This window comes from Gemella sp. oral taxon 928 (assembly GCF_001553915.1).
GTDB lineage: Bacteria > Bacillota > Bacilli > Staphylococcales > Gemellaceae > Gemella > Gemella massiliensis.
This window is the reverse complement of sequence record NZ_CP014233.1, coordinates 164,734-181,594: the sequence shown is the minus strand read 5'-3', so window position 1 is coordinate 181,594 and position 16,861 is coordinate 164,734. Positions and strand designations below refer to the sequence as shown.

Annotated in this window: 16 protein-coding genes; 5 read left to right on the top strand and 11 right to left on the bottom strand. The window is 28.1% G+C overall.

The genetic code is table 11. The features are described 5' to 3' along the window. Position 1: 1 nt before the first annotated feature. The 4 genes from AXE85_RS00795 to AXE85_RS00780 form a co-directional block, all read right to left on the bottom strand. On the bottom strand, positions 2–754 hold the full coding sequence (locus AXE85_RS00795) for an ABC transporter ATP-binding protein (RefSeq protein WP_062172104.1): 753 nt from the start codon (positions 752–754) through the stop codon (positions 2–4). Positions 755–947: 193 nt separating this feature from the next. Continuing rightward, positions 948–1,934, bottom strand: coding sequence for a sensor histidine kinase (locus tag AXE85_RS00790; RefSeq protein WP_062172102.1), 987 nt, complete (start codon positions 1,932–1,934; stop codon positions 948–950). Beyond that, the gene (locus tag AXE85_RS00785) at positions 1,934–2,602 is read right to left on the bottom strand and encodes a response regulator transcription factor (protein WP_062172100.1); all 669 of its coding nucleotides are present in this window, start codon (positions 2,600–2,602) and stop codon (positions 1,934–1,936) included. Before AXE85_RS00785 ends, AXE85_RS00790 begins: the two co-directional genes overlap by 1 nt. A 509-nt stretch (positions 2,603–3,111) precedes the next feature. Then, positions 3,112–4,389, bottom strand: a complete 1,278-nt coding sequence (locus AXE85_RS00780; protein ID WP_062172098.1) for an O-acetylhomoserine aminocarboxypropyltransferase/cysteine synthase family protein — start codon at positions 4,387–4,389, stop codon at positions 3,112–3,114. Between the two features lie 645 nt (positions 4,390–5,034). On the opposite strand from AXE85_RS00780, the gene AXE85_RS00775 reads away from it, so the two are divergent. Then, positions 5,035–5,319 (top strand): GNAT family N-acetyltransferase, encoded by a 285-nt coding sequence (locus AXE85_RS00775; protein ID WP_062172096.1) that lies wholly within the window; start codon positions 5,035–5,037, stop codon positions 5,317–5,319. 296 nt (positions 5,320–5,615) lie between these two features. On the opposite strand, the gene AXE85_RS00770 is transcribed toward AXE85_RS00775, so the two are convergent. The 7 genes from AXE85_RS00770 to rpmH form a co-directional block, all read right to left on the bottom strand. Continuing rightward, a complete protein-coding gene (locus AXE85_RS00770) occupies positions 5,616–6,143 on the bottom strand; it encodes a GNAT family N-acetyltransferase (protein ID WP_062172094.1) in 528 nt (175 codons plus the stop codon). Positions 6,144–6,145: 2 nt separating this feature from the next. After that, positions 6,146–6,910: an exodeoxyribonuclease III gene (locus tag AXE85_RS00765; RefSeq protein WP_062172092.1), complete on the bottom strand. Its 765-nt coding sequence runs from the start codon at positions 6,908–6,910 to the stop codon at positions 6,146–6,148. 41 nt (positions 6,911–6,951) lie between these two features. Continuing rightward, entirely contained in the window at positions 6,952–8,334 is a 1,383-nt protein-coding gene (gene mnmE, locus AXE85_RS00760; RefSeq protein WP_062172090.1) for a tRNA uridine-5-carboxymethylaminomethyl(34) synthesis GTPase MnmE, read from the bottom strand. Positions 8,335–8,463: 129 nt separating this feature from the next. Further along, complete coding sequence (locus AXE85_RS00755; RefSeq protein ID WP_062172088.1) at positions 8,464–8,832, bottom strand: response regulator; 369 nt, start codon at positions 8,830–8,832, stop codon at positions 8,464–8,466. A gap of 18 nt (positions 8,833–8,850) precedes the next feature. Further along, positions 8,851–9,633: an RNA-binding cell elongation regulator Jag/EloR gene (gene jag / locus AXE85_RS00750; protein ID WP_062172086.1), complete on the bottom strand. Its 783-nt coding sequence runs from the start codon at positions 9,631–9,633 to the stop codon at positions 8,851–8,853. Positions 9,634–9,646: 13 nt separating this feature from the next. Next, positions 9,647–9,979, bottom strand: a complete 333-nt coding sequence (gene rnpA / locus AXE85_RS00745; protein WP_062172084.1) for a ribonuclease P protein component — start codon at positions 9,977–9,979, stop codon at positions 9,647–9,649. 289 nt (positions 9,980–10,268) lie between these two features. Continuing rightward, on the bottom strand, positions 10,269–10,403 hold the full coding sequence (rpmH, locus tag AXE85_RS00740; RefSeq protein WP_062172082.1) for a 50S ribosomal protein L34: 135 nt from the start codon (positions 10,401–10,403) through the stop codon (positions 10,269–10,271). 523 nt (positions 10,404–10,926) lie between these two features. Here rpmH and dnaA point away from each other — a divergent pair. The 4 genes from dnaA to AXE85_RS00720 all read left to right on the top strand — a co-directional run bounded on the left by dnaA (position 10,927) and on the right by AXE85_RS00720 (position 16,575). Next, on the top strand, positions 10,927–12,399 hold the full coding sequence (gene dnaA, locus AXE85_RS00735; RefSeq protein WP_062172078.1) for a chromosomal replication initiator protein DnaA: 1,473 nt from the start codon (positions 10,927–10,929) through the stop codon (positions 12,397–12,399). 140 nt (positions 12,400–12,539) lie between these two features. Further along, positions 12,540–13,679 carry a DNA polymerase III subunit beta gene (dnaN, locus tag AXE85_RS00730; RefSeq protein WP_062172074.1) on the top strand — a complete coding sequence of 380 codons (1,140 nt, stop codon included), beginning with the start codon at positions 12,540–12,542 and terminating at the stop codon, positions 13,677–13,679. 137 nt (positions 13,680–13,816) lie between these two features. Then, entirely contained in the window at positions 13,817–15,007 is a 1,191-nt protein-coding gene (locus AXE85_RS00725) for an MFS transporter (protein WP_062172073.1), read from the top strand. Positions 15,008–15,621: 614 nt separating this feature from the next. Beyond that, positions 15,622–16,575 (top strand): L-lactate dehydrogenase, encoded by a 954-nt coding sequence (locus AXE85_RS00720; RefSeq protein ID WP_062172069.1) that lies wholly within the window; start codon positions 15,622–15,624, stop codon positions 16,573–16,575. Positions 16,576–16,861: the final 286 nt, after the last annotated feature.

Genomic DNA, 16,861 nt, shown 5'->3' with positions numbered 1-16,861 from the left:
TTTACTCACCTGCCTGCATTAATGTTAAAGTATCGTTAATTTTCTGATACATTTCACTATGGTTTTGCGTTCCTCTACGCAACTCATGAAATACAACTCCATCTTTAATAAAAAGTACGCGTTTTGCTCGACTGGCTGTTTTTACAGAGTGAGTAACCATAATAATAGTTTGACCGGCTTCGTTTAACTTATCAAATACTTCCAACAATTGCTCTGTTGATTTTGAATCTAACGCTCCGGTAGGTTCGTCCGCCAATATTAATGCCGGATTGGTGATAATGGCACGTGCTACAGCAACACGTTGTTTTTGTCCACCCGATACTTCATAAGGATACTTATTAATCAATTTATCTATACCAAGCGGTTTTATTATATTATTTAATCTCTTTTCCATATCTTTATAATTTTTGTTTTCTAATACCAACGGTAGTAAAATATTATCTTTTATAGAAAAATTATCCAACAAATTAAAATCTTGAAACACAAACCCCAAATTTTCGCGACGAAAATTTGCCAATTCTTTATCTTTTAGTTTACTTAAATCTGTTCCGTTTAACCTTATATTACCGGATGTAGCTTTATCAAAAGTAGCGATAATGTTAAGTAATGTAGTCTTACCACTTCCGCTTTCTCCCATAACTGCTACATATTCTCCTTTATCTACTGCAAAATTAACATTTTTCAACGCCTCCGTACTATTTGTACTTAATATAGTTGCATATACTTTTCTTAAATTATTTACCTCTAATAACATATTTATAACTCCTTTATCATTTATTCGATATACTTTATTGTGTTTTACAATTATTATTTTACAGCAAAGTTTTCATTCGTTCTATCGAATTTCCTTACAAAATATAAATAAACCTTACAAAATCGTAAGGTTTGTATATTTTTATTTATATAATTGACCGAAATAAAGTTATGTTTTACTTATAAGTATCTTTTCACTCTCTATAATTATAATTTTGAGAAAATCCTATTTCTACCGTTGTTCCAATTCCTGTTGTTGACGTAATTTTTATCGTGTGTTCAAGATTATCAAGTATTTTTTTACACAAATATAAACCTATACCACTTGATTTTTTCTCATAGCGTCCGTTAAACCCTGTAAATCCTTGTTCAAATATCCTTGGTAAATCTTCTTCTTTTATACCTATACCGTTGTCAGTTATTGTTATTTTATTTTCTTCCAAAGTTATCTTCACCGTACCGCCACGTGATGTATATTTTATTGCATTACTGATAATTTGTTCCAATGCAAAACTGAACCATTTTTTATCTGTTATTACAAATGTTTCTTGTGGAACAAAATTAAGAGTTAATTTTTTGTTGATAAATAAGCTGGCATATTTTTTTAATATTTCTCGTGTTATTTCACTTAATTCAATTTTTTCAAATACATAATCGGTATTTTCACTTCCAAGCCTTATATATGTCAGCACCATTTCAACATAACATTCTATTTTAAATAATTCTTGTTCCAACATATAATTATCATGTTCACTGTTATCCAATATAAAATGTATTGCCGCTATCGGTGTTTTAATCTGATGTACCCACATACTGTAATAATCAACTAACTGCGTTTGTTTTTTACGATTTTCTTCAATAGTTTTTTCTAATTCATTAAATAACCTTGTAATTATTTTTTGATAATACTGAACCCTAATATCCAAACTAATCGGCAATTTATCTAAATCATTAATAAGATTATCTTTTAAAAAATGCAACGCACTGAAACTTCTTTTATAATTGTTAAAATCAAAAACACTTACGATTATAGCCAAAGTAAAACACAATAACCCGCTATAGTAAAGAACTTCTCTCGGAATATCATACAGGTAAAACATTATAAAAAAGATTATAATAAAAGAACAAAAAAGTAGGTATATTTTTAAATTTTTCTTTAAATAACTATATAATACTTTCATTAAACTAAATATCCCTTTCCTTTTTTAGTCATTATTAAATCATTAACACCGATTGACTTTAACTTTGCACGCAAACGATTAACATTAACCGATAAAGTATTCTCATCAATAAAATGATCACTCTGCCACAGTGTTGTCATTATCAATTCACGACTTACAATTTGTTCTCTATGTTCTAATAAGACGGTTAAAATTCTACTTTCATTTTTAGTCAGCTGTGCTGTTTTTCCCTGAAACTTAACCTCGTCTTTATTTATATCAAAAATAACATCTTTATAGGTTATTAACTGTGTATTAGCATTAAAGTTATAAACTCTTCTTAACAGCGCTTCTATTTTTGCTTTAAGAACAACAAGTTTAAACGGTTTTTCTATAAAATCATCTGCCCCTATTGTCATAGCCATTACAATATTCATATCGTCACTTGCAGAAGAAATAAACATTACCGGTACTTTAGAGATATTACGTATTTCTTCACACCAATAATACCCGTCAAAATAAGGAAGATTTATATCCATTAATACCAAATCAGGTTTTTTCTCAACAAACTCCGTCAATACCTGTTCAAAGTTATTTACTTCATAAGTAGTAAAATTCCATTTCTCTAAATATTGTGCTATGCTGTTAGAAATTACTTCATCGTCTTCCACTATCATTACTGTATACATATTTATTTACCTCTTATTATTTATCACCTATCACTTTACAAAATTATACCACAAATTAATCTCAAAAGTTAATATTTCCATAATTGTATTTTTTATTTATATAATTAATTTTTTATTATTTATCTCTACGAAGAAATATTTATATAATGATTATTTTTTTATTTTTATATTCTTAAATTTAACCGTTAATCAGGAAAATATTAAAAAAAATTAATTAATTGTTAAATTAATATATTTTTATAAAATAAATAATCTCTCCGTTACCGAAGAGACTATTTATAATTTAAAAAGAGAAAATTGAATTTTTTGTGGGTCAAGATAGAGAGAATTAATTTCCTTTAACAAACTTTATAAATTACGTTCTTGACCCACATTGGAGAACAACTTAAAACTTATGATTTCTTTAGAAATCGACTTTATTAAGCTACCTTAGACGTAGTATATTAGATTACTGTTAATAAGATATTCTACCAAAATTTTAACCTTTAGCATCATAAACCTCTAAAAGATTATATTTGTTCTAATGCCAACCGTAAATCTTCTATTAAATCATCTCTATTTTCTAAACCGATTGACAAACGAATTTGTGTAGGTGTTATCCCTGTATACGCTAATTCCTCAGGACTAAGTTGACCGTGCGTAGTCGAAGCCGGATGTACTACCAAACTTTTCGCATCTGCAACATTTGCTAAATTGGAAAAAATTTCTAAACTGTCTATTACCTTACGTGCGGCTTTCTCTCCACCTACAACATCAAACGAAAAGATTGAACCACTTCCTTTTGGTAAATATTTTTTAGCTAATTCATAATATTTGCTATCTTTTAATCCCGGGTAATTTACATGAGCCACTTTCGGATGATTTACTAAGAAATCTACTATTTTTTCTGTATTTTCTATATGACGTTCAACACGTAGTGATAATGTTTCCAAACCTTGTAATAATAAAAATGAATTAAACGGTGATATTGCTGCCCCTGTATCACGTAGAAGTTGTGTTCTTACATTTGTAATAAATGCCGCCTCTCCAACATCACGTGTATAACTTAAATTATGATAACTTGGATCTTCTTCTACTAATTGTGGAAATTTCCCGCTTGCTTCCCAATCAAATTTCCCGCTATCAACAATTACTCCGGCAATTGATGTGCCGTGTCCACCAATAAATTTAGTTGCAGAGTGAACAACTATATCCGCTCCATGACTAAATACATTAATTAAGTAAGGTGTAGCAAATGTATTATCTACTACAAGAGGAATATTATGACGATGTGCTATTTCCGCCCATTTTTCCAAATCCGCAATATTAGCTAACGGATTTCCCAATGTTTCGACAAACAATGCACGTGTATCATCTGTAATAGCTTGTTCTATTTCTTCAAAATTATCAGGATCAACAAAGGTAGCATTTACACCATAACGAGGCAAAGTCAATTTTAATAAATTATACGTTCCGCCGTAGACATTTTTTGATGACACAATATGATGCCCGGCATGTGCCAAAGTTAAAAATACATATGTTAATGCAGCCATTCCCGAAGCAGTCGCCAACGCCCCAACTCCCCCTTCTAACGCATTAACACGTTCCTCAAAAACTGCCGTAGTAGGGTTAGTTATTCTTGTATAAATATTTCCATTTTTTCGTAATGCAAACGAATCTTCTGCGTCTTGCGTATCGTCGAATACGTATGATGTTGTTTGATAAATAGGAACTGCTCGCGATTTTGTGTCCCCAACCGTTTGCCCTGCATGTAATTGTAATGTTTCAAAACTAAATTTTCTTGTCATAATTATTCCTCCTTTTCAAGTTCATTTACCTTAATAATAGACGTTTTAAGATAAATAAAAAATCGCCCTCATTGCCCTAAGACAACGAAGGCGAACTGTTAATTCGCGTTACCACTTCGATTTATATTAACCTTGCGATTAATACCTTATTCAGTACCATCATACTGCGTGCTTTAACGTGCCACTTTCCGTCATTACCTATTAGATAACGATAACTAAAAGACCATTTTCAATTAACCTTCACCACGTTTTCTCACACCAACCGAAAACTCTCTGTTTTAGCTACGCTATTAATTTACTTATCCTCTCAACGTCCATTATTAAATTTAAACTAATTGTACATCTGTTTATTATTTTTGTCAACACCTTTTTTTAAAATTTTTTTGAAACCTTCTTGCTGTAAGGTGGATTTTTATTTATAACTTTTACGATAATAATTTATCTAAATATTTATTATAAAATATATTTTCTTAATAAAATCATTTATTTATTAATAAAAATTTTATTAAATTTTAATTCCTTAATAATATAATAAAATTAATCTAAAAAATAGTATCTAAAACGTTTTTATGTTATAATTACATTATCAAAGGTTTTAAAGAAATAACAAATTATTACTATTTATTAATTTTTAGGAGGTTTTTTATGGAATTTATTAAAACAGAGAACGGTTTTGTTAAATACGACGAAAACGGTCGTGTTATTGCCGAAATTACTTATAAACAGACTAACGATCCTAATGTAGTTATAGCTGATCATACTTTTGTTGATTCCTCTTTACGTGGACAAGGTGTTGCAAAAAAACTACTTGACACCTTGGTTGCTGATATTTCAACACAAAACAAAAAAATTAAACCGACTTGTTCTTACGTTGTTAAAAAATTTTCAGAAGATTCTTCTTACGATTTTATAAATGCAGAAAAAAAATAATTTTTTCTATATTTTAAAATTTTTAAAAAAATAAAAAACAAGAATAACTTTTTAAATTTATTTTAAAATTCTATTATTCTTGTTTTTTTACCGTTTTTTAGTATATGTTTTATATGAAACAATTAATATTATATGTTTATATAAGTATTCAAAAAATTCTATCCCGAAATAAATATAGCCGACTTAAAAATTTAAATTTCAGATTAACAACACACCGAATATAAGCAACTGCAATAATATTTTGTAAGAAATTATATAAAAAATATGTTATATTTTCTATTTATCTTAATAATTTTTTATAAGTTGATTATTGCTTTTTCTATCTTAAATTCATAGGCTATTCTTTTTTTATCATCTAAATTATTTTTTATTGAAAGTGTTATTTCTCCTAGTTCTCTAAATCCAAAATTTGTTAAAAATCTTCTCATTATAATATTATCTTTATGAGTATCCACTTTGATACTTTTGATATTATTATTTTTAGCATATTCTATAATTGAAAACAAAATTTGTTTAGCAACACCTTTTTTACGAGCAGATTTTAATACTGCAAATCTATGGAGTGCAAGATACTTTTCAGATGTTGACCAAAGCGTTGATTTTTCATAATCAAAATCATAATTTGCTAATTTTAACGTTGCTACAACTTTATTTTCTAATTCATAAACAAAGGCTGTTTTTTCTTTTATATCATTTTTAATATCTTCAATAGATAAAGAGCCGTGTTGCCATTGATTAATATTCTGCTCCTTTAGAAATTTTTTACCGTCTTCCAGTATTTTCTCCACTATTTCTAAATCGCTATACTTGGTTTTTCTCAACATAACTACAATATTTCCTCTTTCAAAATTAATTCCACAGGGCAATGATCACTTCCAAATATATCGTTATGAATTTTTGCAGATTCTAAATAACATTCTATTTCTCTACTGATAAGAAAATAATCAATTCTCCACCCGGCATTATTTTTACGTGCATTAAAACGATAACTCCACCATGAATATACTCCTGTTAAATTTGGATAAAAATATCTGAATGTGTCAATAAAGCCTGCATTTAACAATTCTGTAAATTTCCCACGTTCTTCTTGTGTAAAACCTGCATTTTTTGTATTAGACTTTGGATTTTTTAAATCTATTTCTGTATGCGCTACATTTAAATCTCCACAAACCACTACACCTTTTTTAGTATTTAACTTAATTAAATAATCTTTGAAATCTTTTTCCCATTCCATACGATAATTAAGGTGCTTCAGTTCACTACCTGAATTAGGTGTATAAACCGTAACAAAGAAAAATTTTTCATATTCCAGCGTAATAACCCGTCCTTCCGTATCGTGTTCATCAATACCTAACCCATAGGTCACCCTTAAAGGTTTATGTTTCGTGTAAATAGCCGTTCCTGAATATCCTTTTCTTTCTGCATAGTTAAAATAACTATAATAGCCGTCAAACTCTAAATTTAATTGTCCTTCTTGCATTTTTGTTTCTTGTAAACAGAAAAAATCTGCATCCAACTTTTTAAAATTTTCTTCAAAATTTTTCTGGACGATTGCTCGCAATCCATTAACATTAAAACTAATACATTTCATTAATCATTCTCTCTTTCTTTTTTTTGTTTCATATGAAACTTTTATTTTCCCAAACAAAATCGACTGAACAGTTCGTTAATTAATTCATCACCAGAATTTTCCCCTATAACTTCACCTAATAAATTGAATGTAGCCGTATAATCTATTAATACCATATCAACTTCAAGTCCCGAGCTTGCTGCACTGATCGCCTCATTTAAACTGGCTAACGCTTTTTTTATTAAATTTATTTGACGTGTATTAGATAAATAGGTGGCATCTTTCGGCTTTGTTGTGCCGTTAAAAAACATATCTTTAATATTTTTTTCAAGCAGTTCTATTCCTCTATATGTTGTCATAGAAGTTTCAATAATAGGGTGGTTGTACGATAATTTTTTCACTTCTTCTACGTCAATTTTTGTTTCTAAATCAAGTTTATTTAAAATAATTATGGTTTTTTTCTTTTCTGCCAATTTTAATAATTCTATATCTTCAGTTGTTAGGTCTTCGTTGCTGTTAAGTAAAAATAATACTAAATCCGCTTTTTCTAACGCTTCTCTGCTTCGTTTTACACCTATTTTTTCTACGACATCATCTGTTTCCCGGATACCTGCCGTATCAATCAATTTTATCGGAACTCCTTTTATATTAACATACTCCTCGAGTATATCTCGTGTTGTCCCCGCTATATCAGTAACAATAGCTTTATTTTCCTGTAATAAATTATTAAGTAAAGAACTTTTTCCTACGTTCGGTCTACCTATTATTGCGGTATTTATTCCATCTTTTATAATTTTTCCTTGTTTTGATGTTTCTAACAATTTTTCCAAACGAACTTTAATTGCTGTTGACTTTTCCAATATCGTTTGTGTAGTTTCTATCTCTAAATCATCATATTCAGGATAATCTATATTCACTTCAACTACTGCCAATATATCCAAAATATCCGCTCTCAATTTTTTTATTAAATTTGATAAACGCCCTTGCATTTGATTATTAGCAATCATACCGGCTTCTTCTGTTTTACTTTTAATAAAATCTATTATTGCCTCAGCTTGCGTTAAATCTATACGTCCATTTAAAAAAGCTCTTTTTGTAAATTCCCCCGGTTCAGCCAATCTTGCTCCACATTCCAGACATAATCCCAGTATACGCTGTATTGTAATAATACCGCCGTGACAATTAATTTCTACAACATCTTCTGTCGTAAAAGTGCGAGGAGCTTTCATTTTCACAACCATTACTTCTTCTATTTTTTCTTTTGTTTTAGGATCTATAACATGACCATAGTTTATAGTGTGTGTTGAAACTTCTTGAATAGTTTTTTCTCTCGGTAGTTTTATAAATTTATCCGCTATTTCAAACGCTTTATCTCCGCTTAATCTAACAATACCAATAGCACCTTCTCCTAATGCGGTCGAAATTGCACAAATTGTTTCCGCCATTGTATCACTCCTTATTTTTTCTTCTTTCTTATTATAACGATAATATTATAAATATTTAATTTATTTGCTTATCCACTCGAAAAGAAAGGCAGGATAGAACGTTACTTCTTATCCCACCCGTATAAATTTTTATTTTAATAACTCTATTTCTGATAACGCATCTTCCAAATCATCAATATCATATTCCTTAGATAAAACTCCGACTGCTCCATTATTAAAAGCCTGTCTTTTATATGTAGGAACATGACCTACGCTGCTACAAATCAATATTTTCGCTTTTGTAGGATATAAATCATGGATAATACGTGTTGCTTCTAATCCATCCAATACCGGCATACAAATATCCATCGTAACTACATCCGGTTTTACTTTAGAAAACATTTCTATAGCCTCTTTGCCGTTTTTAGCAAAATAACACTCAAAACCTGCCATCTTTGCTATTTCTGCACCACGTTTGCGATAATATGCACTATCATCAACAATCAATATTTTTGCCATCTGTTTTCTGTTTTACTCCTATCTAGCTGTAATAACCAAATATCTAAAAGGTTCTTCTCCTCGTGATTCCGTTTCTACATTTTTTATGCCGGTTAAGGCGTTATGAATAATTTTACGTTCAACACTTGTCATCGGCTCTAATTCTACAGGTCTCCCCGTTTTCTTAGATTTTTTCGCCAAATTTAATGCCAATTCTTCCAATGTTTTTTGGCGAGTTTTACGATAATCATCACAATCAACCGTTATTCTAAAGAAATGTGAACTGAATTTTTTTGCGTAATTATTTACTAAAAATTGTAAACTATTTAGAGTAGCACCACGTTTTCCTATAATTAAACTCGTATTTTCTTCTGTTTTTATATTTAAAGTAAAATGTCTGTTCCCTTCTTCTTTAAAATCTACATTTACATCAGGGTATCCCATTGCTTTAACTATGTTTGTAAGATAATTTACAATTTTTTCTTTGTTTTTTATTATATAATCTTCTCTTTTTTCTTTTTTTTCCGTTTTTTCTTCTCTTAAGATTTTTTCTTCTTCTTTTTCTTCTATTTCAATATTTTCTTTTTCAACATTTTCTTTCTCTTTTATTTTTTCTGTTGTTTTTTCTAAAACATCAGCGTTTTCCAATTCTAACGGTGTAAGTTTTACCTTGGCATTTTTTTTGAATAAACCAAAAATACCGTTTGCTCCACCTTCAATTACTTCTATCTTTACCTTATCTTCAACTAAATTTAATTCAGCCAAGCCTTTTTTTATGGCTTCATCAACTGTTTTTTCTTCGTATATATATTCTTTTTCCATTTTTAACTCCTCTTTATCTTAATAATTTACAACCTTTCAGTACATGATTTATAGATTTATCGAAATCTTCAAACGATAAATCTACCGCACCTTTCCTTACTATAATAATTACATCATAATTTTTAATAAAATCTTTTCTTATTTTAAAACATTCTCTTACATAGCGTTTTAATTTATTTCTCTTATATGCTTTTCCTAACTTTTTACTTACAGATATACCTAAACGCATATGATCTAATTCGTTTTCTTTAAAATAAATAACAAACTGCCTATTGGCGAAAGATTTTTTTTTTCTTATAATACTATCAAAATCACTACTCTTTTTTATTCTATATTCTTTTTTCATTCTAAAACCTTTCTCACCTTATTATTTTAGCAGTTTATTAACAAATTTACAACTATATTCTCATGTTATATTTTTTAATAAGATAACTTATAAACTAAACTCAACTGAAGATATAAAAAATTGAGCGACTAAAAAATCGTAATTTCACCAGAAATCGATTTTATTAAGTCGCTCTCATATAATTCATTAGATTTAAAAAGCTCTTTTAAGCAAATTCTAAAATCATCGAACTGCTGTTATAAGTAAACTCTATTAGAATTTTTAACTTATAGCTTGCTTACTAAAATTATTAAGCTGAAAGAACTTTTCTTCCTTTAGCTCTACGTCTTGATAATACATTTCGTCCGTTTTTATTGCTCATTCTTGCTCTAAATCCATGTACTTTAGAATGTTTTCTTTTATTAGGTTGATACGTACGTTTCATTTTGCCCTCCTCGAGTTTTCTTTTTCTTATGATAGATGTAATAACCAAATTAGTCTATCATATATATGTGAATTAATCAAGTGAAAAATAATTTTTACATAAATGCTCCTTATTTTATAAATTCTAAACTTTTAAACAAAATAATATTTTTTATGTGAAGTTTTATTAACAATTCTAAAAAAAGATATTGTTAAAAACTTCTAATTTCTTTATTTTTACCTCTTAAATTTAACATTTTATTACTTTTTTATTAACATTTCTAACAATTTCACCTTAAAGTTTTTCCACAGGTTGTTAATACTGTGTTAAAAACTTTTTATTTCTCTATTTTTACTTGTTAAAAAATTTTTAATATATATGATTTTTCTTTTTATTTCTTTTTAATTTTCCAGAAAAAAATATATTTATTACTAAAAGTTATTAACAAGTTTATAACTTTTATTCACAGGTTGTTAATATCTTTTTGTTTTCTTTTTCTTTTTATGTTATAATATTCTATATATTTTTTAATTGGAGGTTTTTTGTGAGTAATTCTAATTTTTTATGGGAAATTATTTTAAAAGAATTAAAATCCGAATTGCCTGAGGAGGTTTTTGAAACTTGGTTTTTAGCCGCCTCTATCGATGAAGTTGATTTTGTTAATAAAAATATTTCTATTACAAGTAAAGAAATTCTGGTTTCTCAATATTTAAAAGGTGCTTTTGATTATAAACTCAAAGCTATCCTTTACAAAACTACCGGACTTAATTTTAATATAGATTACGTTTCTTTAGATTCTTCAGCTATTTCTGTTAAAAATAATCATAATATTAAGGAAAATACTATCCCTGCTGAAGATATTATTAAACAAAATTTTTTACAAGGTGATAAACCTTCCGGTGCTCAAAACTTTTATCAAAAGCAGAGTTTTTCTTTAGAAGGTTATAAAACTCCTACACCTAATAAATCACTTCCTATAAGTAAAACTAATCCTACCCTAAATAAAAACTTTACCTTTGATACTTTTATTGTTGGTGAAGGAAATAAATATGCTCATGCTGTTGCGTATACTGTTGCAGGAGACCCGGGTAAAAATTACAATCCCCTTTTTATTTATGGAGGTGTAGGTCTTGGAAAAACTCATCTTCTTCATGCCATTGGTAATGAAATTGAACATCACTTTCCTGATTTTAAAATAGAGTGTATTTCTTCTGAAAAATTTGTTAATGAATTTATTTCTGCTATAAAAACCAATAATAATACAGATGAAATTTTCAGAAAAAAATACCGTGAAGTTGATGTTCTTTTAATTGATGATATTCAATTTTTAAGTGGAAAAACCGAAACTCAAAATGCTTTTTTCCATACTTTTAATGATTTACAGATGAATCAAAAACAAATTGTTCTTATTAGTGATAGAGAACCTTCTCAACTTAATGATCTTCCTGATAGACTTGTTTCCAGATTCCAACAAGGAGCAACCGTCGATATTACTCCACCGGATTTTGAAACTCGTATGGCTATTTTAAAATATAAGTGTGAACAATTTGAGGTTCCTCTTGATGAATCTACCTTAACTTTTATCGGCAATAATGTTTCTTCCAATATTAGAGAACTTGAGGGAGTTTTAAAAAAAATAAAGCTTATTGCTACGACTAATCATGATGAACCCTCGTTGAAAATTGCCGAGAGTATCTTAAAAAATGTTCGTTCTGCCGGTAGAAAAAATATTTTACCTGAAAATATTATAGGAATTTGTTCTGATTATTATCGAATCAGCAAAGACGATATGCTTTCTTCTACTCGAAAAAAAGAGGTAGTTCAAGCTAGAAATATCGCTATTTACTTATGTAGAGAACTTACAAATCTTTCTTTTCCGGCTATCGGTCAACATTTTAATAAGGATCATACATCTATTCTCTATTCATTTAATAAAATCGCTAATTTGAATAGAGATGATTTTCCTGTTTTATTTGAAGATATTGAAATATTGAAAGAACGATTAAAAAAAAAATAGTTAATTTTTATTTACAAGTTTTTAACAAATTTTTAACAACTGAAAACTTTCTTATTTTATTAGTTTTTTCAAGTTTTAAACAATTTTAACAATACTTATTACTATTATTATATATAAATATATTATATAAGGAGAAAAAAATGAAATTTACCATTCAAAAATCTTACTTTCTTGAAGGCTTAAATCATGTTTCAAGAGTTATTGCACCTCATTCTATTTTAGAAATTTTAAAAGGAATAAAACTAGAACTTATTGATAATAAACTTATTTTAAAGGCGAGTGATTCTTTAGTATCTGTCGAATATGCAATAGATCAATATATTGATGATAAAGAAATTATCAATATAGAAGATGAAGGACAAGTAGTTTTGCCTTCCAGAAATTTTATAGAAATAATAAGAAAAGCTCCTACTGATTTTATAGAAATAGAGAAAGTTTCTAACAATATTTTAGTTTATTCAGGAAACAGTGAATTTAATATTAAAGGATATGATCCTGAAGAATATCCGGAATTTCCTGTTATTTCTAAAGATAACAGTTTTAAATTAGATACAAAAATTTTTAATGATGTTATAAGAGAAACTGTATTCTGTACGGCTCCTAATGATCAAAGACCTATTTTAGAAGGCGTTAATCTTTCGTTAAAAAACAAAATTCTAACCGCTACTGCGACCGATTCGTATAGATTAAGTAGAAGAGTTGTTATTTTAAACGAAGAAAATTCTGAAAAAGAGTTTAATCTTATAATTCCGAGAAAAGCACTACAATATTTCCAAAAAATGATTGAAAACGGGCAAGGAGAAGTGGAAATCTTTTATGAAAATAATCGTATAGTATTATATTATCAAAACGTAGTATATACGGTACTTTTAATAAGCGGAAATTATCCGAATACGGACAAATTAATTCCAACTAATTTTGAATGTACTCTTGTTTCAAACAGCAGAGAATTTTTTAATGCGGTAGATAGGGTTTCTTTAATGAGTAGAGAAGATAAAGACGATATTATAAAATTAATTGTTTCTGAAAATTCATTGGAAATTTCATCACAATCAAAAGAATTGGGTAGTGCGGTAGAAGAAATGAATGTAAAATCTATGCTGGAAGATGATAAATTTGAAATTTCAGTTTCAGGAAAATATTTAAAAGATGCTGTGAATGCCGTTGCTTCAGAAGAAATTATCATTAAATTTTCCGGTGAATTAACAGCATTTATAATCCAACCGAGCGATTATCATAGGGATATAATTGAATTAATATTACCTGTAAGAACATACTAAAGGTTAAATATTATAAATGTAAAAATTATAGAAAATTTTTTAGAAAGTTCAATTTTCTTATATTTAATAATATTATTATAACTTTCACAATAAATAAAATAAAAAAGAAAGCTATATTTTATATAAAAGGTAAAAAAATGTCTAGTAAAAAAAATAAATTAATTATTTTGTTAGGAATTATTGTTTTAGGAATGCTTTTAAGAACACCTATTACATCGGTAGGTGCTATATCCGGAAATTTAAAACAATTACTTAATATTAATAATACTATGGTCGGCTTTATTACGACTATTCCATTAATAGCATTTGCTTTATTCAGTTCTGCTGTTATTAAAATTTCACATAAAATAGGACTTGAAAAAACAATTCTTTTAGCTGCAATAGTTACTACATTGGGTTTAACTTTAAGATTTTATCTTAATACGTCTATATTCTTTTTGGCAACATTTATTATAGGATTAGGTATTACGGTAGGTAATGTATTATTACCCGGTTTAACCAAAAAATATTTCCCGGAAAATCTTGGAGTTATGACAGGATTCTATGCTGTTGTTATGACAATAAGTGCTTCTATAGCGGCAGGAATAAGTTATCCGATAGCCAGTTCAAATATAATAAATGAGAAATTTTCTACAGCACTGGCAGTAAATATATGGTTGGTCGTAGCTGTAGTAAATGTAATAATATATTCAGTTATAGCAAAAGGAAAAAAAGTGGAAGTTTTTGAAAATGAGGAGAAAGTTAATAAAAACTTATTAAAAAATCTAAAACTTTGGTCTATTACTATAAGTATGGGATTACAATCTGCACTATTTTATTGTAGTGTATCATGGTTTGCTGAAATAATGATAAGTAAAGGATTTAGTCCGGAAATGGCAGGCTTGTTATTATCTATCAGTCAGTTCGCTCAGTTTCCATCAACATTTTTAGTTCCGGTAATGGCTGATAAATTGAAAAATAAAATGATAATACCTGTAACTATTACAGTAGGATATATAGTTGCGTTGTTAGGAATAGTAATAACCAATGCTAATTTCAGTCTAATGGCGATATGGATAATAATATATGCTTTATCCGGTGGTGGATCATTCTCATATGTGATGTATTTATTTTCAGCAAAATCAAAAAATGAAAAAGAATCAGCAACCGTTTCAGGTTTAGCACAGTCCGGCGGTTATCTGATAGCAGCTATATTTCCACCGTTATTGGGATATATAAGAGATATATCGAACTGGAACATAGCTTTGTATGTATTACTGATAACAGCGGGAATTTTATTTATAAGTTTAATACATTGTAGTTCTAAAGGTAATATAATAGAGAATTAAGTTGATAGGAAAAATAAAAAGTTCTAATAGAATTTACTTACTAACGGTAAGATACAATGGTTCATTGATTTAAGAATTTGATAAAAGATATTTTTAAGCTAATGGATTATAAGGAGCGACTCTATAAAATTGATTTTTTAAGAAATCGTAAATTTTAAGAGGCTCTTTTTTAATGAAAATTTTTGTAAAAAAATCAATTTGTTTTTCCGGTAAAAATTTTATTGTATAAAAATATAGAATAAAAAAGCATAATAGATAGAAAAATAAAGTAATATAGTTAAAAAATAAATTAAACAGTTTAAAAAAATAAAATTAAATTCTATGTTATATTGTTAATAAATCGGTATATATGTTTGAAAAAATAAAATAAATAATTAATAAAAAATTATAGTTAGCACTTTCAAAATATATTCAAATTAAAAGAAAATAATTATTTTAATAATAAATTTAAAGATGTAAAAACACTTTCTTTTTTTCAAAGATTATGATATAATTTAAAGTGAAGTGAATGAAAGTGTTTTTATTAGGGATATGAAACTATTTTGTTCATAAAAATTTAGTAAAAATAATTACTTAAAATATCTAAAACTATATATTATAACGGAGGTTTTTTTATGAAAGCGAAAAACAGAAAAGTAGTTTTAATAGGAGCAGGAATGGTAGGGATGAGTTTTGCTTATCAATTATATTCAAGCGGTGTATGTGAAGAGCTTGGACTAATTGATTTCTTCCCGGAAAAAGCTGAAGGGGAAGCAATGGACTTAAACCACGCAGGTGCTTTAGTACCACCTATTAAAGTAACATCAGGCGGATATGAACAATGCGCTGATGCTGATGTTATTGTTATCGCTGGAGGTCTTCCTCAAAAACCAGGTGAAACACGTCTTGACTTAGTAGATAAAAATATTAAAGTTGTTAAAGATATGTCTGAACAAATTGTTAAATCTGGATTTGACGGAGTTATCGTTATTGCATCTAACCCGGTTGACGTGTTGACAAACGCATTACAAAAATTCACCGGATTCCCAAGAAACAAAATTGTTGGTTCTGGAACAACTCTTGATACTTCAAGATTCCGTTACATGTTAGGTGATAAATTAAATATTGCCCCAAATAGTGTACGTGGATATATCGTTGGTGAACACGGTGATACTCAATTAGCGGCATGGAGTAATGTATATGTATACGGAAAACGTTTCGATGATTTCTTAGCTACTTCTAAATATACTGCAGAAGATTTTGAGGAAGTTGAAGAAAAAGTTATGCGTGCAGCATATGAAGTAATCAACCGTAAACGTGCTACTTACTATGCTATCGGTCTTGCATTATTCACTATCGTAAAAGCTATTTTACGTGATGAAAATACAGAACTTGCAGTTAGTGGTTACTGTGAAGGTCAATACGGAGTTGAAGGATTATACATCGGTACTCCGGCAATTATTGGTCGTGAAGGGGTACGTGAAATTGTAGAACTTCCATTGAATGAAGAAGAAACAGCTAAAATGCAACATTCTGCCAAAGTATTGAAAGAAACTTTAGAAAAAGCATACGCTTCATTAGAAAAATAATTAATTATAAATAGGTAAATATATAGGAGAATTAGATTTTTGTAGTCGTAATTTGTTACGACGAAGAGAATTTAATTCTCCTTTTATATTATATAAAATTATAGAAGGAAAAAAAGTTATTAAAAAATTAATTATCTTAGTTAATGAAATTTAGGTTATAAGAGATTGTTAAATAAAGAAAAAATGAAAACCTATAAAGAAAAATAAAAAAATATTGAAAATATTGTTTTCAAACACTAGACTTTTAATTATTTTTTTGATACAATAAAGCTGAATGAAAAGGTTT